Annotated in this window: 18 protein-coding genes; 7 read left to right on the top strand and 11 right to left on the bottom strand. The window is 65.2% G+C overall.

The annotated features are described in order from the left end of the window. Nucleotides 1-27: 27 nt before the first annotated feature. From U5760_RS15355 to U5760_RS15345, 3 genes are all read right to left on the bottom strand, one after another. Nucleotides 28-1,044, bottom strand: coding sequence for a phosphotransferase (locus U5760_RS15355; RefSeq protein WP_322012918.1), 1,017 nt, complete (start codon nt 1,042-1,044; stop codon nt 28-30). A 25-nt stretch (nt 1,045-1,069) separates the two neighbouring features. After that, nucleotides 1,070-1,744, bottom strand: coding sequence for a histidine phosphatase family protein (locus tag U5760_RS15350; protein ID WP_322012917.1), 675 nt, complete (start codon nt 1,742-1,744; stop codon nt 1,070-1,072). Nucleotides 1,745-1,856: 112 nt separating this feature from the next. Further along, a complete protein-coding gene (locus U5760_RS15345; protein ID WP_322012916.1) occupies nt 1,857-2,762 on the bottom strand; it encodes a LysR family transcriptional regulator in 906 nt (301 codons plus the stop codon). A 264-nt stretch (nt 2,763-3,026) separates the two neighbouring features. Here U5760_RS15345 and glgX point away from each other — a divergent pair, with 264 nt between their 5' ends. After that, nucleotides 3,027-5,219, top strand: a complete 2,193-nt coding sequence (gene glgX / locus U5760_RS15340; protein ID WP_322012914.1) for a glycogen debranching protein GlgX — start codon at nt 3,027-3,029, stop codon at nt 5,217-5,219. A 25-nt stretch (nt 5,220-5,244) separates the two neighbouring features. Here the strand turns inward: glgX and U5760_RS15335 are convergent, their stop codons facing one another. The 6 genes from U5760_RS15335 to U5760_RS15310 form a co-directional block, all read right to left on the bottom strand. Beyond that, nucleotides 5,245-6,552 carry an NAD(P)/FAD-dependent oxidoreductase gene (locus U5760_RS15335; RefSeq protein WP_322012912.1) on the bottom strand — a complete coding sequence of 436 codons (1,308 nt, stop codon included), beginning with the start codon at nt 6,550-6,552 and terminating at the stop codon, nt 5,245-5,247. Nucleotides 6,553-6,574: 22 nt separating this feature from the next. Beyond that, complete coding sequence (locus U5760_RS15330) at nt 6,575-7,996, bottom strand: cytosine permease (RefSeq protein WP_322012911.1); 1,422 nt, start codon at nt 7,994-7,996, stop codon at nt 6,575-6,577. 112 nt (nt 7,997-8,108) lie between these two features. Next, on the bottom strand, nt 8,109-9,302 hold the full coding sequence (gene argE, locus U5760_RS15325) for an acetylornithine deacetylase (RefSeq protein WP_322012909.1): 1,194 nt from the start codon (nt 9,300-9,302) through the stop codon (nt 8,109-8,111). A 37-nt stretch (nt 9,303-9,339) separates the two neighbouring features. Then, nucleotides 9,340-9,765, bottom strand: a complete 426-nt coding sequence (locus tag U5760_RS15320; protein ID WP_322012908.1) for a RidA family protein — start codon at nt 9,763-9,765, stop codon at nt 9,340-9,342. A 182-nt stretch (nt 9,766-9,947) separates the two neighbouring features. Further along, entirely contained in the window at nt 9,948-11,453 is a 1,506-nt protein-coding gene (locus U5760_RS15315) for an aldehyde dehydrogenase (RefSeq protein WP_322012906.1), read from the bottom strand. Between the two features lie 57 nt (nt 11,454-11,510). Then, the gene (locus U5760_RS15310) at nt 11,511-12,182 is read right to left on the bottom strand and encodes a DUF1028 domain-containing protein (protein WP_322012905.1); all 672 of its coding nucleotides are present in this window, start codon (nt 12,180-12,182) and stop codon (nt 11,511-11,513) included. 267 nt (nt 12,183-12,449) lie between these two features. Here U5760_RS15310 and U5760_RS15305 point away from each other — a divergent pair, with 267 nt between their 5' ends. Further along, nucleotides 12,450-13,373 (top strand): LysR family transcriptional regulator, encoded by a 924-nt coding sequence (locus U5760_RS15305; RefSeq protein WP_322012903.1) that lies wholly within the window; start codon nt 12,450-12,452, stop codon nt 13,371-13,373. A gap of 31 nt (nt 13,374-13,404) precedes the next feature. On the opposite strand, the gene U5760_RS15300 is transcribed toward U5760_RS15305, so the two are convergent. Further along, nucleotides 13,405-14,793, bottom strand: a complete 1,389-nt coding sequence (locus U5760_RS15300; protein ID WP_322012901.1) for an aspartate aminotransferase family protein — start codon at nt 14,791-14,793, stop codon at nt 13,405-13,407. A 55-nt stretch (nt 14,794-14,848) separates the two neighbouring features. Then, nucleotides 14,849-16,267: a purine-cytosine permease family protein gene (locus U5760_RS15295; RefSeq protein WP_322012900.1), complete on the bottom strand. Its 1,419-nt coding sequence runs from the start codon at nt 16,265-16,267 to the stop codon at nt 14,849-14,851. Nucleotides 16,268-16,563: 296 nt separating this feature from the next. Between U5760_RS15295 and U5760_RS15290 the strand changes: the two genes are divergently transcribed. The 5 genes from U5760_RS15290 to nirD all read left to right on the top strand — a co-directional run bounded on the left by U5760_RS15290 (nt 16,564) and on the right by nirD (nt 23,563). Continuing rightward, nucleotides 16,564-17,595, top strand: a complete 1,032-nt coding sequence (locus tag U5760_RS15290) for a histone deacetylase family protein (RefSeq protein ID WP_322012898.1) — start codon at nt 16,564-16,566, stop codon at nt 17,593-17,595. Between the two features lie 379 nt (nt 17,596-17,974). Then, nucleotides 17,975-19,156 carry a metallophosphoesterase family protein gene (locus U5760_RS15285; RefSeq protein WP_322012897.1) on the top strand — a complete coding sequence of 394 codons (1,182 nt, stop codon included), beginning with the start codon at nt 17,975-17,977 and terminating at the stop codon, nt 19,154-19,156. Nucleotides 19,157-19,540: 384 nt separating this feature from the next. Further along, nucleotides 19,541-20,743 (top strand): nitrate/nitrite transporter, encoded by a 1,203-nt coding sequence (locus U5760_RS15280; RefSeq protein WP_322012895.1) that lies wholly within the window; start codon nt 19,541-19,543, stop codon nt 20,741-20,743. A 46-nt stretch (nt 20,744-20,789) separates the two neighbouring features. Further along, complete coding sequence (gene nirB, locus U5760_RS15275; RefSeq protein ID WP_322012894.1) at nt 20,790-23,225, top strand: nitrite reductase large subunit NirB; 2,436 nt, start codon at nt 20,790-20,792, stop codon at nt 23,223-23,225. A gap of 17 nt (nt 23,226-23,242) precedes the next feature. Then, entirely contained in the window at nt 23,243-23,563 is a 321-nt protein-coding gene (nirD, locus tag U5760_RS15270; RefSeq protein ID WP_415914113.1) for a nitrite reductase small subunit NirD, read from the top strand. Nucleotides 23,564-23,568 lie beyond the last annotated feature (5 nt).

Raw genomic sequence — 23,568 nt, 5'->3', positions numbered from 1 at the left:
TGCGCTACATAGTATTGGTCAATACGTTCAGATGAGCGCGACGCCCAGCCTGGCCAGGGCGCCCGTCATTTCCCCCGCCTGCCGCGCCTTCGCATTCGACGCATTGCCGCCCAGCGCCCGCTTCTTCACGCCCTGCGCAATCGCGGCCAGCCGGAAGAAGCTGAAGGCCAGATAGAAGTGCCAGTTCTCGATCGAAGAGACACCGCGAAGCCGGCAGTACTGTTCGACGAGCGCCGCCTCTTCGGGCACACCCAGCGCCGCCCGGTCCAAACCGGCCAGCCCCGTGATCTGGCCGTCCGCGGGCAGCCTCAGGCACATGCAGAAGTAGGCGAGGTCCGCCAGCGGGTTGCCCAGCGTGGAGAGCTCCCAGTCGAGCACCGCGCGCACCTGCAAGGTTTCGCGCCCGAAAATCAGGTTGTCGAGGCGAAAATCGCCGTGCACGAGCGAAGGCTTTCCCGACTCGGCCGGGCAATGCGCCGGCAGCCACGCGATCAGCGCTTCGACCGCGTCGAGTTCGTCGGTCTGCGCGGCCCGGTACTGGCGCGTCCATACTTCGATCTGCCGCGCGAAGTAATTGCCGGGGCGCCCGTAGTCGGCCAGCCCCACGGCGTCGACATCCACGTCGTGCAGCGCCGCCATGGTCCCGAGCAGCGAATCGTAGACGGCGCCGCGCCGCTCGAGCGGCACTTCCGGCAACGCCGGATTCCAGAAGATCGGCCCCTCCTCGTAGCTCATGACATAGAACAGGCTGCCGATCACGTCGCGATCTTCGCAAAGGTGCCAGGCGCGCGCGACCGGAACCGGGGTGCCGGCGAGCGCGGTCAGCACGCGGAATTCGCGGTCCACGGCGTGCGCGGACTTGAGCAGCTCACCCGGCGGCTGGCGCCGCAGCACGTAGCTGCCGCTTTGCGCCTTGAGCAGAAAGGTGGGATTGGACTGGCCGCCGGCGAACTTCTCGACGGACAGCGGCGCGCGAAACCCGGGCACATGCGCTTCCAGATAGCGCCCGAGAGATTCGACGTCGAATTGAAGACCCGCATTCATGGTGTTGCAACACTCCGGATTCACATCAGCCATAGGTGACGAATTCCTGCCGCTCGACACGTTCGAGATGGGGCAGCGAATTGAAGCTCACGAGCGACATGGCGCTCTCGTTGAAGACGTACTGGCAAACGCTGCTGTTGCGAATCTGCATGTTCAGGGCGATGGCGGCAGCGGGGGGCGCCTCGAGCACCTGCTGGGCAAACACGGAAATCGGGCCGCCGGAACTCACCACCAGCACCCGCTTGCCGCCCGAGTGCTGGATGGCGTGGCGCGCCGCTTCGACGCGCGCCTGAAACTGGCGCCACGTTTCGGGCACGCGGCCCGGCAAGCGATCTTCGGCCCACAGGTGGAGCACCTGCTTGAGCCCCTTGTAGAAGTGCTTTTTCGAGCCGTCGCCCGCGTCCCCCAGGGGAACACCGGTTTCGCCCAGAGCGGCGAACAGCGCGTGGAAATCGTATTCGTTGAGCCCCGCGTCCTGAACGACCTCGATATGCCGGTCTCCCATGGCCGCGAGTATGGCGTCCACGGTCTGCTCGTGGCGCCGCATCGTGCCGATCACCACGCGGTCGAACTTCGTTCCGGCCTGCGCGAAGTAGTCGCCCAGCCACAGCGATTGCGTGTAGCCGGAGGCCGATAGCTCGTCGTAGTTGGCGGCGCCGAACGACGCCTGGCCATGCCGCACAAGATAGAGTTCTGCCATGCCGCCCTCGTCTTAACCTGGGGAGAACACTACCGGGATCGGCGCAATTCAGGAAATTTATTATCGTGATAGGCGGCTATAAATTTTCGTGATATCTCGGGCGACGGCTCGCCTACGCACCGCGCTTGCGGACCTGCATGAGGATTCCGATCTGCTCGCGCAGCCAGCGATGCGCGGGGTCGCCCGTCACGCTGCGGTGCCAGTAGCCATGCGACTCCAGATCCGGCAGATCGAAGGGCAGCGTCAGGATACGCGCATCGTAGCGCTGGAGCAGCGCGAGCGGCGCGGTCAGGACCAGATCGGTGCGCATGGCGATCAGCGGCGCAACCAGATAATGCTGCACGCGGGTCTGGATCGCGCGCCGCAGCCCCAGCTTGTTGAGCTCCGTGTCGACGAGACCCGGGCCCTGGCGGCGGCTCGATACGTGGATATGGCCGAAGCCCAGATAGTCGTCGATGGTGAGCTTGCGCTTTCTGAACGGATGATCGTGGCGCAGCATGCACGCATAGCGGTCGCGGAACAGCGGCTCCTGCTCGAGGTAAGGGTCGTCGAGCAGCGGTGCGTCGATGGCGAGGTTCACCGTGCCGCTCGCCAGCGCCTCGGGCACGTCCTTGCGCGTCGTGAAGTAGCTTTCGATACGCACGCCCGGCGCTTCGCGCTGCAATACTTCTTCCAGCGCGGGCAGCAGGATCGCTTCCGTGAGGTCGGTCATGCTCAGACGAAAGGTGCGCTCGCAGGTGGCCGGGTCGAAGTGACCGCCCGCATGCGTGCTCGAATCGAGCAATTGCAGCGCCTCGCGAACCCGGCCGATGATGTTCTCCGCCAGCGGCGTGGGCACCATGCCGGCCGGCGTGCTCACGAAGAGCGGATCGTCGAAGGTCTTGCGCATGCGCGCCAGCGCGTTGCTCACGGCGGGCTGCGTGATGAAGAGCGTCTCCGCGGCGCGCGTGAGGTTGCGCGTGCGATAGACCGCCTCGAAAACGACGAACAGATTCAGATCGACTTTGGACAGACGCATGCTTTCACGTTCCTCACGTTGCTCTCGCCGCATTGCCCCCGGCGGGCGGCGCAGGCAGGCAATCGAGACGAAATGAGGATCGTCGCCGCGCCGGGCGCAAGCGTCAAGAGAGCGATCGACATCGTGGGAGAAAGGAGCGATCCCAACGGCTTTCCTCGCCGGGCTCGAAACTTGCTCGCCTCTTATGTGCACCGGCGCCCTGCCCGTGCTGCGATTGCTGCGATTGACCTAAGGAAGGAGGCTTCGGACCCGTCCGTCGAGATCATGAAAAAAACCGCATCGCGCATTGCCGAGGGGCAACCGTTTCCGCTCGGCGCCACCTGGAACGGTCACGGTGTCAACTTCGCGCTCTTTTCCGCCCATGCGACAAAAGTCGAGCTCTGCATTTTCGACAGCAGCGGCCGGCGCGAAATCGAACGCATCGTCCTGCCCGAGTACACCGACGAGGTCTGGCACGTGTTCGTGTACGACCTGCGGCCCGGCGCGATCTACGGCTACCGCGTCCATGGCCCCTACGAGCCGGAAGCGGGCCACCGCTTCAACCCGCACAAGCTGCTGCTCGACCCCTACGCCAAGGCGCACGTCGGTGCGCTCCGCTGGCATCCCGCCGTGTTCGGCTACACGCTCAAGCACGAGGCGCGCGATCTCTCGTTCGATACACGCGATAGCGCCCCTTACGTGCCGCGCTGCCGCGTGGTCGACCAAACCTTCAGCTGGCACCATCCCTTGCGCGAACGCGTGGCGCGCGAACGCATGATCGTGTACGAAACGCACGTGCGCGGCTATACGATCCGCCACCCCGAGGTGCCGCCCGAACAGCGCGGCACCTTCGCCGGCCTGGCCCACCCGGCGGTAGTGGACGGCATCCGGCACCTGGGCGTGACTTCGGTCGAACTCATGCCTGTCCACATGTTTCTCAACGATTCGCACCTGCTCGAACGCGGCCTGACCAACTACTGGGGTTACAACACGATCGGCTTCTTCGCGCCCGACCCGCGCTACTCGGTAGGCGCACACGCTTCCATCGACGAATTCAAGCTCATGGTGGACCGCTTTCACGAGTCCGGGCTCGAAGTGCTGCTCGACGTCGTGTACAACCACACCGCCGAAGGCAGCGAACTGGGGCCTACGCTGTCGTTTCGCGGCATCGACAATGCTTCGTACTACCGGCTACTGCCGGACACACCGCGCTATCACATCAACGACACGGGAACTGGCAACACGTTGAATCTCTCGCATCCGCGCGTGCTGCAGATGGTCACGGACAGCCTGCGCTACTGGGTGGTGGAGATGGGCGTGGACGGCTTCCGCTTCGATCTCGCGACCATTCTCGGCCGAGAACCCGAAGGCTTCGACGAAGGCGGCGGCTTTCTCGACAGTTGCCGCCAGGACCCGATCCTATCGAGCGTGAAGCTCATTGCAGAGCCTTGGGACTGCGGGCCGGGCGGCTACCAGGTAGGCGGTTTTCCACCGGGCTGGGCCGAATGGAACGACTGCTTTCGCGACACCGTGCGCACGTGGTGGAAAGGCGACGAAGGCAAGGCGCCCGATCTTGCCACGCGCCTGTGCGCATCGGGCGACCGCTTCAACCGGCGCGGCCGCCGGCCGTGGGCGAGCGTGAACTTCGTCACCGCGCACGACGGCTTCACGCTGCACGACCTCGTCTCGTACAACGATCGGCACAACGAAGCCAATGGGGAAGACAACCGCGACGGCCACGCCGACAACCACTCATGGAACTGCGGCGCCGAAGGCCCAACCGACGACCCCGAAATCCGCGCGCTGCGCGAGCGGCAAAAACGCAATCTGCTCGCCACGCTGCTGCTCGCGCAAGGCACGCCGATGATCGTGGCCGGCGACGAGTTCGGGCGCACCCAGCAGGGCAACAACAACGCTTACTGCCAGGACAACGCCATCAGCTGGATCGATTGGGAGGGCATAGACGATGCGGGCCGCGAGCTCGCCGCGTTCGTGCGCCGGCTCACGATCCTGCGCCACGCGCTGCCGGTGCTGCGGCGCAACCGCTTTCTCACCGGCGAGCACAACGACCTGCTGGACGTGACCGACGTGACCTGGCTCTCGCCCGCGGGCATCGCGCTCACGCCCGAGCAATGGGGCGACGTCAATATGCGATGCTTCGGCATGCTGATCGATGGACGCTCGCAGACCAGCGGCATCATGCGGCTCGCCTCGGACGCGACGATGCTGATCGTGTTCAACGCCTACCACGACGTCGTCGAATTCACGCTGCCTTCGGTGCCGGGCAACGACCAGTGGAGCTGTCTGATCGACACGAACGTGCCCGTGCGCGACGAACTGCCGGAATTCGAGGCCGGCGATACCTATCAGGTCACCGGGCGCTCGCTGCTGCTCTTCGCCCTGCACGCGCGCGGCGCGACGCAGCGCGTGTTCGAGCGGCTCGAAGAGAATCTCACGGCCGGCCCGGAGGAGATCTGAGCGACCTCCCCGGTGCCCGCATCCGTCAAGCGTCGCTGCCCACCAGTTCCTTGCTGTGCGCACAGTCCTTCTGGCGCTGCGCGGCGTCGCGGTAGTCGAGGTACTTGCGCTGCGTCACGATATGGTCGGCAATATGCTTCGCGTCGTGCCACACGCCCCAGATAAAGCTCGATCCGCGGCGCGACAGCCACGGCAGGCCGAGGAAGTAAATCCCGGGTTCGCCCGAAACGCCGCGCTGGTGTTTGGGTTTGCCCTTCGCGTCGAAAGCGTTCACGTCCAGCCAGCCATAATCGACGGCATAACCCGTCGCCCAGACGATCGACGTCACCCCCGCCGCTGCAAGGTCCAGTTCGAGAAGCGGCTGGGTCATGCAGGCGGGATCGGGCAGTTTTCTGCGCGCCTCGGGTTCTTCCGGCAGATCGAGGCCGTTGCGCGCGATATAGGCGTCGGCGGCGTCGAGGATGGCCAGATAGCTTTCGTCGCCGCGCGTGATGTTGGTGACGAGATCCGTATCGAAGCGCACCACACCGCCTTCGAACGACTTCGTGAGGCCCACGAGCGTCATGCCACGGTGCGCCAGTTCGCGGAAGTCGATCGTCTCGCCGCCGCGCGCGCCGCTCACGGCAATCGTCACATGCTCCTTGCCGGGCCGCGGAATTTCCGCATCCCATTCGCCGAGCACTCCCAGCCACCAGCAGAAGTCGCGGCCGCGATAGCCGCGCGGCGGCCGGTCGTGCGGGCCAACCGAAAGATAAACCTTGCGGCCCGCGCGCTGCAGTTCGTCCGCGATCTGCACGCCCGACGACCCGGCGCCCACCACGAGCACGCCGCCCTCGGGCAACTGGCGCGGGTTGCGATACTCGGCCGAGTGAATCTGCGTGAGCGATTCGCTCGACGGCGCAATCGGCGGAATCACGGGCCGCTGGAACGGCCCGGTGGCCACCACCACGCGGTTCGCCTCGATGACGCCGTCACTCGTTTCGACCACGAAACCTGGTTGTCCTGCTTTGCGCACCACGCGCTTCACTTCCACGCCGGTGCGCACCGGCGCGTCGATCTTCCTTGCGTACGCAACGAAGTAGTCGGCCACCTGTTCCTTGGAAGCGAACGCGTCCGGGTCCAGATCGAATTCCATGCCCGGGAAACGGTCGTGCCACGCCGGTCCGTTGGCGACGAGCGAGTCCCACCGGCCCGTGCGCCAGCGCTCCGCGATGCGGTCGCGCTCCAGCACGAGATGCGGCACGCCCAGTTTGCCCAGATGTTCGCTCATGGCGATGCCGGCTTGCCCCGCGCCCACGACGAGCGTATCGATCGAGGTCGTTTCGATTGTCATTGCTGTTTCCTTGTGCAAGATGTTATCGCTGTGCGCCGGCTACCGTCACGGAGCCTTGCCGGCGGCGGCGGTACGCGCCGTCACGCGAAGCGAGCCAGTAATAGAGCGGCGAAGTCACGACGAGGCCAACGAGCCAGGACAGGTCGGCGCCGTCCAGATGCGCGGGAATCGGGCCCGCGTACATCGGCGTGTTCATGAAAGGGATCTGCACCACGATGCCCACCGCGTAGGCAATCAGCGCCTGCGGATTAATGCGACCGTAGATGCCGCCATCCACGCGGAAAATGGAGTCGATGTCGTAGCGGCCCGCGTGAATCAGGTAGAAGTCGATCAGGTTGATGGCCGTCCACGGTACGAGCACGACCAGCAGCGCCAGCACGAGATCGACGAAATGGCCCACGAAATCGCGCGAAGCGCCAATCGCTGCGAAGCAGCACGCCGCGAGTATCACGATGGAGAGCACGGCGCGCGCCTTCGAAGTGGGAATCCAGCGCCATACGAAGGTTTGCAGCGAGGTGATGACCGAGAGCACCGCGCCGTAGAGATTGAGTGCGTTGTGGCTAATTACGCTCAGCAGGAACAGCACAAGCATGATGGGGCCAAGCGCGCCCGTGGCCTGCTTGACGGCGTCCATCGTATCGACGCCAGCCGGCACCGCAAGCGCCGCCACGGCGCCGAAGGCGAAAGCGAGCGTCGAACCGAGCGTGCAGCCCAGATAAGTAGCCCAGAACGTCGCGCTCACGCCCACGTCGGCTGGCAGATAGCGCGAATAGTCCGAGACATACGGCGCAAACGCGATTTGCCAGAGTGCCGAGAGCGATACGGTGGCGAGCCAGCCCGCGAGGTTGAAGCCGCCGCGCGTGAAGAAGTCCGCCGTCTGCACATGCGAGAAGATCATCGCGAAGCCCACCACGATGCCGATGCCGAGCACCCAGGTGCCGATACGGTTGAGCACGTGGATGAAGCGATAGCCGATGATGCCGATCACCCCCGACCCCACGGCGCCGATCACGATGCCCACGGGCACCGGCACACCCGCCGCCACGCCGTGCAGCGACTTGCCCGCCAGCACGATGTTCGAGGCGAAGAAGCCCACGTACATCACGCCCGCGATCACGGTGACAAGCAGCGCGCCCCACGAACCGAACTGCGCGCGGCTCTGGATCATCTGCGGAATACCCATCTGCGGCCCCTGCGCCGAGTGCAGCGCCATGAACACGCCGCCCACGGCCTGGCCCACCACGATGGCCACGATCCCCCAGAAGAGATTCAGGTGATAAAGCTGGACGCCCAGTGCGCCCGTTACGATAGGCAGCGGCGCGATATTGCCGCCGAACCACAGCGTGAAAAGATCGCGCACCTTGCCGTGACGATCCTCCGGCGGCACATAGCCGATAGTGTGCTTCTCGATGAGCGGGGCGGACCCGTTCTCTGCTGCTGACATGATGTCTCTCTCCAATGCGGCGCGCGAGCGCGCCAGGTCTCGGGTTAGGCGCGCGCTCATGGGCGGCGCCGGTTTTTGGGGGAGAACGCGCGGCCAGGCGTCGTTCCGCTGCTCAGGCGCGTGCCGGTTCCGGCGCGCGAGCGGGCCACTGCACTGCCAGCTTTTCGAGGAAACCGAGGCACCGTTCGAGCTGCGCGATCTCGACGTATTCGTCCGCCTTGTGACCCTGCTCGATGGAGCCGGGTCCGCACACCACGGTCGGAATGCCGATGCCCTGGAACAATCCGCCTTCGGTGCCGAACGAAAGCGTGCGCAGCGTGGTATCGCCGGTCATCTCGCAGGCCAGTTCGGTGAGCCAGTCCGCCGCGGGATCGGCCGCGAGCGCGGGATAGTCCACGAGCTCCTGCCATTGCACGCCGGTATCCGCGCTCACCGCGCGCATCTCGCCGGCCAGTTCGTGTTCGGTATAGCGTTGGGCGGCGCGCACGATGTCGTCGACGGGGTCGCCCGGCAGGTTGCGCAGTTCGAATTCGAGTTCCGCGCGATCGGGAATCACGTTGAGCGCGATGCCGCCGTTGAGCTTGCCCGTATGCACCGTCGAATACGGCGGCTCGAAGCGCGCGTCCTGGTGTCCGTGCTCGCGCAGGTTGCGGCTGGCATGGCGCAGCCATACCGCGAACTCGGAGGCGAAGTCCACGGCGTTCACGCCGAGATGCGTGAGCGCCGAATGCCCGGCGAGTCCCTTGAAGCAGCAGCGATACGCACGCTTGCCCTTGTGGGCGATGGCCACCTGCATGCGGGTGGGCTCGCCGATGATGCACGCGAGCGGCTTGACCGGTGCGCGCGCCAGTTCGTCGAGCAACCCGCGCACGCCGCGACAACCCACCTCCTCGTCATAGCTGAAGGCAAGGTGAATCGGCAGCGTGCGGCAGTGTTCGACGAAATGCGGCACGCTCGCCAGCACGCACGCGAGATAACCTTTCATATCCGCTGTGCCGCGTCCCAGCACGCGATCGCCCTCGCGCGTGAGCGCGAAGGGCGGCACCGTCCACGGCTGGCCGTCCGTGGGCACCACGTCGGTATGGCCGGAGAGGCACAGCCCCGCGCGATCCTTCGGGCCGATCGTGGCGTAGAGATTGGCCTTGTCTCGCGCCGCGCTGTAGTTGAGCGAGGCCTCGATGCCGAAACCGGCCAGATAGTCGCGCACGAACGCAATCAGGTCGAGATTCGAGCGAGCGCTGCGGGTGTCGAATTCGACGAGCGTTTGCAGCAGCGAAAGCGTCGTTTCGATACGGCTTGAGGACATCGTGCTTCTCCAGCGAAATGCGGCGGAATGGTGACGGTTAGTTCTGTTGACGATCGCGCGGAATGACGGCGATCACGTCGATCTCGACCAGCCATTCGGGGCGCGCGAGCGCGGAGACCACGAGGCCCGTGGAAACCGGAAACACGCCCTTGAGCCAGCGGCCCACCACGTTGTACACGGCTTCGCGGTAACGCACGTCCACGAGAAAGATCGTGATCTTGCAGATGTCTTCGAGACGGCTACCCGATTCTTCCAGCAGCATCGCGATATTGGCCATGGCCTTTTCGGCCTGCGCTGTGACGTCGCCGATTCCCACCGATTCGCGTGTGTCCAGATCCTGGCCGATCTGGCCGCGCACGTAGACCGTGTCGTTGGCGACCACGGCCTGGCACAGGTCGTTGTCGAGCTTCTGTTCGGGGTAGGTCTCGCGGGTGTTGAACTTGCGGATACGCTTGTGGCTCATGTTTTCCTCTGACTTTTGCTCTGAGTTTTCCTCTGATAATCGGCGGCGGTGCAGTCTTGAGCGCACCGTTGGTCTCAATTTACCCGCGGTCGAATTATTTGAGAAACATCGTTTTCATATTCATTGCATAGTTTTTTCCTATACATCAGACGCAGCGAATGGCGGCAGGGCGCCGCCACGCGTCAGTACTTGATCCAGGTGGTTTTGAGGCCCGTAAACTTGTCGAGCGCATGCAGCGACAGATCGCGTCCGAAGCCCGACTGGCGGAAGCCCCCAAACGGCGTCTGCATGCTGAGCGCGTCCACGGTATTCACGGAAACGGTGCCTGCCCGCAGGCTCGCCGCCACACGATGCGCGCGCGCGAGCCGCCCGCTCCAGACCGAGGCCGCGAGGCCATAGATCGAATCGTTCGCCATCCGCACGGCTTCCTCTTCCGTGTCGAAGGGCAGCACCGAAAGCACCGGGCCGAAAATCTCCTCGCGCGCCAGCTCGGCCGTGGGCGTCACGCCCACGAATACGGTCGGCTCGATGAACCAGCCCTTGCCGTTCACCTGCACGGCGTTGCCGCCGCATGCCAGCGATGCCTCGCGCCGCCCGCGCGCCATACTCGCCGTTACGCGCTCGAACTGCGTGCGATCGACAATCGCCCCCATGCCGCTCGCCGGATCGAGCGGATCGCCGGGATACCAGGCGCGCGCATGCTCGACGAGTTTTTCGACGAACGCATCGTGTATCGAGCGCTGCACGAGCAGACGCGAGTTCGCCGAGCATACTTCGCCCTGGTTGAAGAAGATGCCGAAGCAGGCTTTTTGCGCGGCGAGGTCAAGATCGTCGGCGTCGTCGAACACGAGGTTCGGGCTCTTGCCGCCGCATTCGAGCCAGACCTGCTTCATGTTGGAGCGCGCCGCATATTCCATGAAGCGCTTGCCGATCGCGGTCGATCCCGTGAACGCCAGCACGTCCACATCGGGATGCAGGCCCAGCGCCGCGCCGGCCGTTTCGCCGAACCCCGGCACCACGTTGAGCACGCCATCCGGCAGGCCCGCCTCGCGCGCGAGTTCCGCGAGGCGCAGCGCCGAAAGCGGCGACTGCTCGGCGGGCTTGAGCACCACGCTGTTGCCGGCGGCGAGCGCGGGCGCCACTTTCCACGCCACCATGTCGAGCGGGAAATTCCAGGGCACGACTGCGCCGACCACACCGAGTGGCTCGCGCGAAACGAACGCGAGATTGCCCGGCTCGGTGGGCGGCAACTCGCCGTTGATCTTGTCAATCGCTTCGCCATACCAGGCAAACAGTTCGGCCGATGCGGGCACGTCGAACTGCCAGGCATCCGCCACGCGCTTGCCCATGTTCAGCGAGTCGAGCAGCGCGAATTCCTCGCGGTGCGCGGCGATGAGGTCGCCCAGGCGTTGAAGCACCTTCTTGCGCTCGCCAGGCGGGCGGCGCGACCAGTGGCCCGCCTCGAACGCGGCCCGCGCGGCACGCACGGCGAGATCGATGTCCTCTGCGTCGCAGGCGGAGACCTCCGCGAGCAACGCCTCGGTCGCCGGATTGATCGCCGCGAACGTTTTGCCGCTGCATGCCGGCACGAAACGGCCGTTTATGAAGGCTTGCGTGCGCGGCTTGATCCGCGCCGCAAGTTCGCGCCATTGCCGGTAGTCCGGTTGCTGTCTGTTTGCTGTCTCCAAGTCCGCCCCCTGTGTTTAGCCGAATAAGCTGTTAGCCCGGTATTGCGCCCGCCACCGTCACTGATCGCCCGGCACGCCGTACGAAGGCGCGCGCGTGGGATCGGTGGCACGCAGAACGTAGTCGTTCATCTGCGGCTCGTAACGCTCCCACAAGGCGCGCAGGTCCGCAATGGGCGTATCGCTCCAGTCCACGCGCAGCTCGGCCACGGGCCAGCTCGCGCCGTCGAAGATGCAAAAACCCGCCGAATGCACGGGCCCGGCTTCGCCGCCTGCCGCAAGCCCCGCTTCCAATGCGCGCAGTAAGCGCTCGGGCAACGCCCGCGACGCATGCCCGGCAAACGCCTCCACCATCGCGGCGGGCACGCCTTCGTTCGCGAGCAGGTTTCCCACGGCGACGCAATCCGTGCCGCTCGCGCCCGCATGCCTACCCAGCCCGCGCGCGCCGGTGCGCCACGCGGAAAATCCCGCCGCGTCGAGCACGGCGAGCTGGCGCCACTCGGCATGCGCACGCGCCTGCGCGATGCGATCGAGCACGGCTTGCGCGCCGTACCCCGCCGCCAGCTCGGCCAGACCGATCTGGCCCAGACGCGGATCGGTCACGTTCTGGCTGAGCACCACGCCGTCACGGCTTGCCCACAGACAGCGGCTCGGCACAGCGATGCTCGAACTGGTGACGATGCCGCCCACGGCGCCCGTTCGCGCACAGCGCCCTGCAATCGAGAATGTCATGCGCTTGCTCCACAACGGGGGTTGAGGGAAACCGGCGGCATGCAGGGCGCGAGGCGCAGCGGCGCAACGGTTCGGTCCATGTTCGACTCCTTTTCGATAACGGCATGGGCGCAGCGCAGCCGCCATTCGATAGCGTGCGCGCAACCTGCCTCGAATCTATCGAACCAGAATTCATTCGAAAAACATTGTTTGTCTATGAACAGAAAAGCTTTAGACTATGCCCAACGCGGCCGCCCCCCCGGCGGGCGGCGTCTTTCCGGTTGCGCCATGGAACTCACGCCCCTTCACTACTCGCTGCGCCAGCTCAAGTATTTCGTCGCCACGGCGGAGGCGCTGTCCTTCACGGCGGCGGCCAAACGCCTGCACGTCTCGCAGCCTTCGATTTCGTCCGCTTTATCGGAACTGGAAAGCGCCTTCGGGCTGCAGCTCTTCATACGCCATCACGCACATGGGCTTTCGCTGACCGAAGCGGGCCGCGATCTGCTCGGCCGCGCGCGCGACCTGCTCAAGAGCGCCGAAGAACTCCAGACGGCCGCGCGACACTTCGATACGGGCATTGCGGGCACGATCTCGCTGGGCTGCCTGACCTCGGTGGCGCCGCCGCTGCTGCCGTCCCTCATGGGCCGCTTTCTGCGCGAGCGCAGCGGCGTGGAGTTCCGCACGAGCGAAGGCGACCAGGAGTCGCTCTTCGTCGGCCTGCGCGACGGCACGCTCGACGTGGCGCTCACCTATGACATCGACCTTACCGAAGCCATCGACTTCACGCCGATCGTCGAATTTCCGCCGTACGTGCTGCTGCCCGCGAAGCATCGCCTGGCGGGCGGCGAGCATGTGAGCCTGAAAGACCTGCTCGACGAGCCTTACGTACTGCTCGATCTCGCGCACAGCAAGGAGTATTTCGCCTCGCTGTTCGACCGCTACGGCAGCCGGCCCGTGCCCGTGTTCCGCTCGTCGCAGCCCGAAGTCGTGCGCGGCATGGTGGCGAACGGACTCGGCTACAGCATCCACAACTTCCCGCTGCGCAGCGCGCAGACCGTGGACGGCGGCCGTTTCGTCAGCATGCCGATCAAGGAAAAGGTGAAACCGGTGGTGCTGGGCGTGGCGCTTTCCACGCGCTCGCACCCGCGCCAGCTGATCCGCGACTTCTCCACCTTCTGTTGCGAGGAAATCTCGCGCGCCTGGACCAAATAAGGCGCGCGAGCCCCCTCAAGCCCGTTACTCGTTACGCTGCGTTTTGCAGGTGGTGCCAGGTGGCGTCCACGGCGTCGCGCATCTTGCCGACCAGTTCGTCGATCTGCTCATGGTCGATCACGAGCGGCGGCGCAACGATCAGCCGCCCGTTGGTCGAGCGTACGATGGCGCCGCGCTCGAAGCCTTCGGTGCGGCTGTGCCAGGTGAGATCGGCCTCGTTGGCAAAGCGCTCGCGCGTGGCCTTGTCCTTGGCGAACTGGATCGCGCCCACCGCACCCACGCCCTGGATTTCGCCGATCAACGGATGATCTTCGAACGCCGCACGCAGGGCTTTTTGCAGGTAAGGCCCCGTATCGTTTTTCGTGCGTGCCACGAGTTGTTCGCGTTCGAGCACGTCGAGATTCGCCAGCGCCACGGCGGCCGCCACCGGATGCCCCGAATACGTGAGCCCGTGCGCGTAGACGCCACCGCGTTCGACCAGCGCTTCGCCCACGCGGCGGCTCATCACGAGGCCGCCCATCGGCACATAACCCGACGTAAGACCCTTGGCAATCGACACCAGATCGGGCTCGAACCCGAAGTGCCGATGCGCGAACCACTCGCCAGTACGCCCGAACCCGCCGATCACTTCGTCGGCGCAAAGCAGCACGTCGTACTGGCGGCAAATGCGCTCGATCTCCTTCCAGTAGCCCTCGGGCGGAAAGATCATGCCGCCTGCGCCCTGGAACGGCTCGGCCACGAAAGCGGCCACGTGCTCCGGCCCGAGTTCGAGGATCTTGCGTTCGAGCGAACGGGCCGCCTGCAGACCGAACGCTTCCGGCGTGAGGTCGCCGCCGTTCGCGTACCAGTAGGGTTCGTCCACGTGCGCGATATTCGGAATCGGCAGATCACCCATTTCGTGCATGAATGCCATGCCGCCCAGCGACGCGCTGCCCACCGTCGAGCCGTGATAGCCGTTCACGCGCCCGATCATCACTTTCTTCTGCGGCTGCCCCATCACGTCCCAGAAGCGCCGTACCGTGCGAATCAGTACCTCATTCGATTCGGATCCCGAATTGGTGTACACCACATGACTGAAGCGGTCGCCCAGCAGCGAGAAGAGCCGCTCGGAAAGCTCGATCACGGCCGGGTGCGTGGTGTGAAAGAACATGTTGTAGTAGGACAGCGTGCTCATCTGGCGCGTGGCGGCCTCGATCAGCTCGGGGCGCCCATAACCCACGTTCGTGCACCACAGGCCCGACATGCCGTCGATATAGCGATTGCCGTCGTTGTCCCACAGATACACGCCCTCGCCCCGCACCATCACACGCGGCCCCTCGGCATTGAGCGCCTTCTGATCGACGAAGGCGTGCAGATGGTGAGCCGCGTCGCCGCGTTGCCAGTCGCGCGTGGCGCGGCGCGTGAATTCGGGTGCATTCATATGCGATGTCTCCTGTTTTGATTCTCGAGTCTTCAATCGTATCAGTCGTCTTCGGTCAGATTCCGGCGGGCGCGTCTGCCTCGTTGACCAGCGCCGCCGAGGAATCCGGGCGCGCGAAGCGCTTGCAGCCCACGTAATACACCACCGAGGTCAGCACGAGCCCCACGATCCACGAGATATCCGCGCCGTCGAGCCGCTTTGCCACCGGGCCGGTATAGAGGTCCGTGGCCACGAACGGCAGTTGCACGACGATGCCGAACAGGTAAGCAAAGATCGCCACGCCGTTAAAGCGCCCGTAGATGCCGCCGTCCTGGCGGAAGAACGATTCGACGTGGTACTTGCCGTGGCAGACGAGGTAGTAGTCGATGAGGTTCACGGCCGTCCAGGGCACGAGCACATAGAGCAGCAGCAGAATGAAGTTCGTGTATTCGGCGAGGAAGTTGGCCTGGCCGAACAGCGCGATCGCCAGCGAAATCGAGAACAGAATCAGCGCGGTGACGGTGCGCGCGAGCGCCTGGCCGGACCACGAGGGGAAGAGCGTCTGCACGATGGTGAGCGAGGAGAGCGCGCCGCAATACAGGTTCATGGCGTTGGTCGCCGCAATGCCGATCGTGAGCACGATCACCACCAGGCCGCTCACGCCGTGCGTGAGCGTGGTGAGTCCGTTGACGACGTCGCCGTCGGCCACCATCAGGCCGATCATCGCGCCCAGCACCATCGGGAAGATCGTGCCGAGCGAGCAGCCCCAGTAGCTCGCCCAGAACGCCACGCGCGAGCCCGTTTCACGCGGCATGTAGCGCGAATAGTCGGACACATAGGGTGCGTAGGCGATCTGCCACAGTGCCGCCACCGAAACGGTGCCGAGAAAACCCGTGCCGTTGGCCGCATTGCGCGTGAAGAAGTCGGCAGGCAAGCCATGAACCGCAACGATCCAGATGAAGGCGAGCAGCAGCACGGCGCCCGAGCACCACGTCATCAGCCGCGTGTAGGCATGGATCAGCCGGTAGCCGAAGATCGTGGCAAGGAGGCTCAGCACGCCCACGAGCAGCACGCCTTCATTCACGCTCACGCCCGCTGTGATGCTATGCAGCGATTGACCGCCGAGCACGAGGTTCGAGGCGAAGAAGCCGAGGTACATGACCACGACGAGCCCCACCACGAGAAGCGAACCGAGCGAGCCGAACTGCCCGCGGGTCTGCACCATCTGGGGCACGCCCAGTTGCGGCCCTTGCGCCGAATGCAGGGCCATGAACACGGCGCCCACGAGCGTGCCGATCACGATCGCGAGCACGGCCCACCAGAAGGGCTGCTTGAAAACGGTCACGGCCAGCGCGCCCGTGACGATGGTGAGCAACATGATGTTCGAGCCGAACCAGATCGTGAACAGGTCGCTCGCGCGGCCATGGCGTTCGGCATCGGGAATCGGCTGGATAGTGCTTTGCTCGAGGCGTGCGACGGTATCGGACTGGCTCACGGCAGCTCCTGGACTCGAAGATGTGGCGGGTTGACGCATTCACTGTCGATCGCCAATAAAGCCTGGGAAAGAACAAAATTCTTTGCTATTGAATAGGAATTTCCTATGCCGATCCGGCGCTGCATAGACTGATGCGGCATAGCCGGCTAACCCGATGCGCACCCGTCCGCCATAGCCGCGGCCTTGTTTGTGGATCGAATAATCCTTCTTGGTAAAAAAAGGGACGTGCGGCGATAGTCGAGCGGCACCGCCCTCCTGCCCGTACGAGCCGCATCCAACCAGAAACGGAGACACGCATGCTGACCATCCTTGGCGATCGCCACCGCCTGCACCACGGCACCAGCGAACTGATCGACGGCGAACTCAAACCGTGCTTCGAAATGCCGAAGCGCGTCGACATCATCCGGGCGCGGCTGCACGACGCCGGCTTCAGCGAAACCATTGCTCCGGAAGCGTTCGGCGTGGACGCCCTGCGCCGCGTGCATAGCGACGCCTACCTCGAATTCCTGCACGACGCCTGGAGCGAATGGAGCGCCCTTGGCCGCACCCACGACGCGCTGCCCACCATCTGGCCGGCGCGCGGCCTGCGTCAGGACCGGCCGCCCCGAACCATCGACGGCAAGCTCGGCTTCTACTCGATGGACGCCGGGGCGCCGATCACGGCGGGCACGTGGCAGGCCATCGAGGAATCGGCGAATATCGCGCTGACTGGCGCCGCGCGCGTGCACAACGGCGCGCGCGCGGCGTTCGCGCTGTGCCGCCCGCCCGGCCATCATGCGGGACGCGACGTGACGGGAGGTTACTGCTACCTCAACAATGCGGCCATCGCGGCCGCCCACTGGCTCGCGCTCGGCGCCGGGCGCGTGGCGATCCTCGACGTGGACTACCACCACGGCAACGGCACGCAGTCCATCTTCTACGAGCGCGACGATGTGCTGTTCGCCTCGTTGCACGCCGATCCGCTGCTGGACTACCCCTACCTGCTGGGCCACGCCGACGAAACGGGCCGCGGCGCGGGAACGGGCTACAACTTCAACTACCCGCTGCCGTGGGGCACGGCATGGGACGGTTATGCGCGCGCCCTCGATCATGCGCTCGGAAAAATCGCGCTATACCGGCCGGACGCGCTCGTGGTGTCGCTGGGCGTGGATACGTTCGAACGCGACCCGATTTCGCGCTTCAAGCTCGCCTCCGAAGACTATCTGCGCATGGGCGCGCGCATCGGCAAGCTGGGGCTGCCCACGCTTTTCGTGATGGAAGGCGGCTATGCGGTGGAAGAAATCGGGGTCAACGTGTGCAATGTGCTGGCCGGGTTCGAGGCGGCCTGAACGCCGTATTCAGATACGGCGCCTCGTCGAGTTGTGACCTGCGGATCCAGAGCGAGTTGGGCTTTCTCAGCGTCACGGGATCGGAGAGCAAGCCTGCGGCGATATCGGCTGCCCGGTCGCCGATAGCGCCGCAGGCATGTATGCCTGTACGAACATCCTTGCCACGCTTAAGCCGAAATGCCGCGGCCAACAACCATCGGTTGGTTCCGGCGGGCATTGCCTGATCCGGTTGCGATCTGAACTTTTTGTGACAGGGAAACTTTGCCGGACCCGTTCTGTCTGCCGCTCTTGAGGCGCGGCACCGGCCAGGACGCATCGAACATCGGCCCGGGCCGCGCCTTGCAGACATCCCCACGAGGCATACAAGGAGCAGACCGCCATGACCGTTTCCAAGGGTTCGCACGGCAATATGTTCGGCCGCATGAGACCGTCCACGACCGGCTACGCCGTGCATCGCGACCCGCCGCGCGACACGCACTTTCGCGACCTGCCGGCGCCCACCGGCAAAGCACCGTTTCGCCTCGACCTGAAAGACATCATCAGCAAGGCCGACTACGACGCGATCGTGAAGCGCCAGCGTCTCGTGTTCCATCTGAACGGCGACATGGGCGGCATCGGTTACGCGGTGCCGCAGGAACTCGTGGCGGCCGGCATGGAGGCCGATCTTTCGAAAGCCACCAAGGACGGCTCGCTGCCCGACTTCCTCTACATCACCGGCGACTGCGTGTATTTCAACGGCCAGATCAACCAGTATTACGCCCAGTTTTACGAGCCTTACGAGCTTTACCATCGCCCGGTCTTCGCCGTGCCCGGCAACCACGACGGCGAGAACCTGCCCACCGACCAGACCCTCGACGGTTTCATGCGCAACTTCTGCGCGAGCAAGCCCGGCACGAAAACGCCCGAATCGCAGGGCTCGTTCCGCACGGCGATGATCCAGCCCAACTGCTACTGGACGCTCCTCACGCCCCTCTGCTCGATCGTCGGCCTCTACAGCAACGTGCCCGAGGGCGGCGAGATCGTCGCGCCGCAAACCGACTGGTTCGCGAAGGAGCTGCGCACGCTGCCCAAGAGCCTGCCGCTCTTCGTCGCGCTCCACCATCCGCTCTACTCCGCCGACGACTACCACTCCGGCAGCTCGCGCATGCGCAAGGTCATCGAAGATGCGAGCCAGGCCGCCGGCCGTTATCCCGACATGATCTTCACCGGCCACGTCCACAACTATCAGCGCATCTCCAGCGTGCACCCCGACCGCGGCCTCGTTCCGCAACTCGTCACGGGCGCGGGCGGTTATCACAACCTGCACTCCATCATGAAGGTCAACGGCGAGAAGATGGTTGCGCCCGTGAACTTCGACGCAGGCGACGGCGAAACCGTGACGCTCGAAAAATACTGCGACGATCACCACGGCTTCCTGCGCCTCGATGTCACCAAAACGCTCGTGACCGGCCGCTACTATGAAGTGCCGCGTCCGCAGGAGCCGCGCACGAAGGGTTCGCAGTTATTCGATCATTGGCAGTACGACATCAAGAAGCGGAGCTGGGTGCCGAATCAGCTTTAGGTCGGCCACCAACCCGCTTCGGGCGCGCGGCTTTCGGGCCGCCGCGTTAGCGTGCGCGCGCTGCGCCAGTTGAGTGCGGCCCGGTGCCACTCGCACTGCTGCGGTGCACCAGCCCATTCGCCACGATTCCCGTGAGGCCCCGTCCAGCAAGGTCTCGCGCGATTGCTGCGGATTGGCACGGTGCTTGCTGAATGGCTCTCGCATCCCGCAACGGAGCGGGGGCCTGTGAACGGCGGCGGCGTTTCGCGCTCGCCGTTGGACACTGCGGCCGCGCTACGCAAGACGGGCGGGCCGCCGATCTCGAGTCGGGCAATGGCGTTCGACGTGCTTCGCAACCGGTCACTGCACCTACGCACGCCGGCGCGATCCAACGACGGAGCCACCATGGACCGCAGCTTCTGGCGCAACGGCCATACCCCGACACTCGTTTCCGCGTTCCTCTACTTCGACCTGAGTTTCATGGTCTGGTATCTGCTGGGACCGCTGCAGATCCAGATCGCGCAAACGCTCACGCTTACCACGGAACAACGCGGCCTCATGGTGGCCACGCCCATTCTCGCAGGCGCGATCCTGCGCGTGTTCATGGGCATGCTGGCCGACCGCATCGGCGCGAAGCGCGCGGGATTGATCGGTCAGGTGTGCGTGATCGCGAGCCTGCTCGTCGCCTGGCAACTGGGCCTGCATTCGCTGCCCCAAGTGCTGCTGTTCGGGCTCACGCTCGGCGTGGCGGGCGCGTCATTCGCCGTCGCGCTGCCGCTCGCCTCACGCTGGTATCCGCCGCAGCATCAGGGCACGGCCATGGGCATTGCGGGCGCGGGCAATTCGGGCACCGTGCTCGCCGCACTATTCGCGCCGGCGCTGGCCGTGGCGTTCGGCTGGCAAAACGTGTTCGGCATCGCCTGCATTCCGCTTCTCGCCGTCTTCGCCGTCTATCTGGTGTGCGCTCAGGATGCGCCCGGCGTCGTCACCCGCAAACGCCTCTCCGACTACGCGCGCCTGTTGCGCGGCGGCGATACGTGGTGGTTCATGTTCTTCTACTCACTCACGTTCGGCGGCTTCTCCGGCTTCGCGAGCGCACTGCCCGGCTTCTTTCACGACCAGTTCGCCTTCGACGCGAAGACGGCCGGCTGGGCCACCGCCGCGTGCGTGTTCGCGGGCTCGGTCATGCGGCCCATCGGCGGTCTGCTGGCCGATCGCATCGGCGGCACGCGCTCGCTGCTCAACGTCTTCGCCGCCGTCACCGTGCTGATCGGCGCGGCGGCGTTCCATCCGGGCGGTCCGTTCGTTACCGTGCTCCTGTTCGTGGCCGCCATGCTGTGTCTCGGCGCGGGCAACGGCGCGGTGTTTCAACTCGTGCCGCAGCGCTTTGGCAAGGACATCGGCGTGATGACGGGGCTCATCGGCATGGCGGGCGGCGTGGGCGGCTTCGCACTGGCCGCGAGCCTCGGTGCGATCAAGCAGATGACGGGCGACTACGGCTGGGGCCTCGCGCTCTTCGCACTCCTGACCGCATTCGGCTGGGCCGGCATGAGCAATGTGAAACACCGCTGGCGCAATGCGTGGTCCATGGTCGCGGCGCGCGTCTGAGCCGGCGTGCAACACCGCTTTTGCCAACCCACGAGACACACTCCCCATGAATACGAAACCGAAACTCGTCGTCATCGGCAATGGCATGGCCGGCATCCGCACGCTCGAAGAGCTGCTCGCCATCGCACCGAACCACTACGACATCACCGTGTTCGGTGCGGAACCGCATCCGAACTACAACCGCATCCTGCTTTCGCCCGTGCTCGCGGGCGAGCAGAATTTCGACGACATCGTTCTCAATCCGCTCGACTGGTATGCCGAACACGGCATCCGTCTGCATCTGGGCAAGCGCGTCGAGCACATCGACCGGGTACGGCGGCGCGTGATTGCGGCGGACGGCACCGAAGCGCCCTATGACCGGCTCCTGATCGCCACCGGCTCCACGCCGTTCATCCCGCCCGTGCCCGGCCACACGCTGGACGGCGTGATCACCTATCGCGACATCAAGGACACCCAGACGATGATCGACGCAGCGGCCGTCAAGCAGCATGCGGTCGTGATAGGCGGCGGCCTGCTCGGGCTCGAAGCCGCCAATGGCCTCAAGCTGCGCGGCATGGACGTGACGGTCGTGCATCTGGCCAATACGCTGCTCGAGCGGCAACTCGATGCCACGGCGGGCAAGCTGCTGCAACGCTCGCTCGAAGCGCGCGGCCTGCGTTTTCTGCTCAGCAAGTCGACGGCCGAAGTCCTCGGCAACGAGACGGGCGTGGTAACGGGCGTGCGCTTCGCCGATGGCGAGACGCTGCCCACCGATCTCGTCGTGATGGCGGCCGGCATCCGTCCCAATACGGCGCTCGCCGAATCGGCGGGGCTTCACTGCGCGCGCGGCATCGTCGTGGACGACGCCATGCAGACCTACGATCCGCGCATCTATGCCGTGGGCGAATGTGTGAACCACCGCGGTATCGCCTATGGGCTCGTCGCCCCGCTCTTCGAGCAGGCCAAGGTCTGCGCGAATCACCTCGCGCTGATGGGCATCGGCAGCTACAAGGGCTCGGTGCTCTCGACGAAGCTCAAGGTCACGGGCATCGACCTCTTTTCCGCAGGCGATTTCCTCGGCGGCGAAGGCACGGAAGAGATCGTGCTCTCGGATCCGGCGGGGGGCGTGTACAAGAAGCTCGTCATCAAGGACGACAAGCTCGTGGGCGCCTGCCTGTACGGCGACACCGCCGACGGCGCCTGGTACTTCCGCCTCCTGCGGGAAGAGCGCAAGCTGGGCGAGTTGCGCGAGCACATCATGTTCGGCGAATCGGGGATCGGCGACGCGGGCGTGCAAGGCCAGAGCCGCGCCGCCGCGATGGCGGACAGCGACGAAGTCTGCGGCTGCAACGGCGTATGCAAAGGCACGATCGTCAAGGCGATCACGGAAAAGGGGCTTTTTACGCTCGACGACGTCAAGAAGCACACCAAGGCGTCGAGTTCGTGCGGCTCCTGCTCGGGCCTCGTCGAGCAAATCCTCATGAACACCCTGGGCTCCGACTTCCAGGAGGCGCCGAAGGCCAAATCCGTGTGCGGCTGCACCACGCACACGCATGCCGAGGTGCGCCGCGCCATCCGCGAACATCGTCTGCTCTCGCACCGCGCGGTCTACGACTTCCTCGAATGGCACACGCCCAACGGCTGCGCGACCTGCCGCCCGGCGATCAACTACTACCTGCTCTCCACCTGGCCGCGCGAAGCCGTGGACGATCCGCAAAGCCGCTTCGTCAACGAACGCCTGCACGCCAACATCCAGAAGGACAACACGTTTTCCGTGGTGCCGCAGATGAAAGGCGGCGTGACGAACGCGGCCGAACTGCGCCGCATTGCCGACGTGGCCGACAAGTACCACATCCCGATGGTCAAGGTCACGGGCGGCCAGCGCATCGACTTGCTGGGCGTGAAGCAGGAGGACCTGCCGAACGTCTGGCGCGATCTGGGCATGAAGTCGGGCCATGCCTACGGCAAGTCCATCCGCACCGTGAAGACCTGCGTGGGCAGCGAGTTCTGCCGCTTCGGCACGCAGAACAGCACGCAAATGGGCATCGACCTCGAAACCATGCTCGCGAACATGTGGTCGCCGCACAAGGTCAAGCTCGCCGTCTCCGGCTGCCCGCGCAACTGCGCCGAAGCGGGCATCAAGGACGTAGGCGTGATTGCCGTGGACAGCGGCTGGGAACTCTACGTAGGCGGCAACGGCGGGATCAAGACCGAAGTCGCGCAGTTCCTGTGCAAGGTGAAGACTGCCGAAGAGGTGAAGGAATACAGCGGCGCTTTCCTGCAGCTCTATCGCGAAGAGGCCTATTACCTCGACCGCACCGTGCACTACATCGCGCGCGTGGGGCTCGACTACGTGAAGCAGAAAGTAGTCGAAGACGCCGACAATCGCCGCGCGCTACACGAGCGCCTGCTGTACTCGCTCGAAGGCCTGCAGGATCCGTGGGAAACCCGCATCGGCGGCGCGCAGCGTCATCAATACATTCCGCTCAAGGTCGTCGCCTGAAGGACACGCACATGGACATGAAAGTCACCTCCGCCTGGACGCGCGTCTGCGAAGTGGCCGAGATTCCGCGGCTGGGCAGCCGCGTGCTCGAACGCGCAAGCGGCAATGTCGCGATCTTCCGCACCGCCGACGACACTGTCTTCGCCCTCCTCGATCACTGCCCGCACAAGGGCGGTGCGCTCTCGCTCGGCATCGTGCACGGCCATAGCGTGACCTGCCCGCTGCACGCGTGGAATATCGACCTCGCGAGCGGCGACGCCCAGGCGCCCGACGAAGGCTGCGCGCGGCGCTTTCCCGTACGCGTGGAAGAAGGCGCCGTGTTCGTCTCGCTGGACTGAGCGCG

It is taken from the genome of Paraburkholderia sp. J12 (genome assembly GCF_905220215.1).
In the GTDB taxonomy this organism is placed as follows: Bacteria; Pseudomonadota; Gammaproteobacteria; order Burkholderiales; family Burkholderiaceae; genus Paraburkholderia.
The sequence above is the reverse complement of the archived record's forward strand: the minus strand, read 5'-3'. Positions and strand labels throughout refer to the sequence as shown.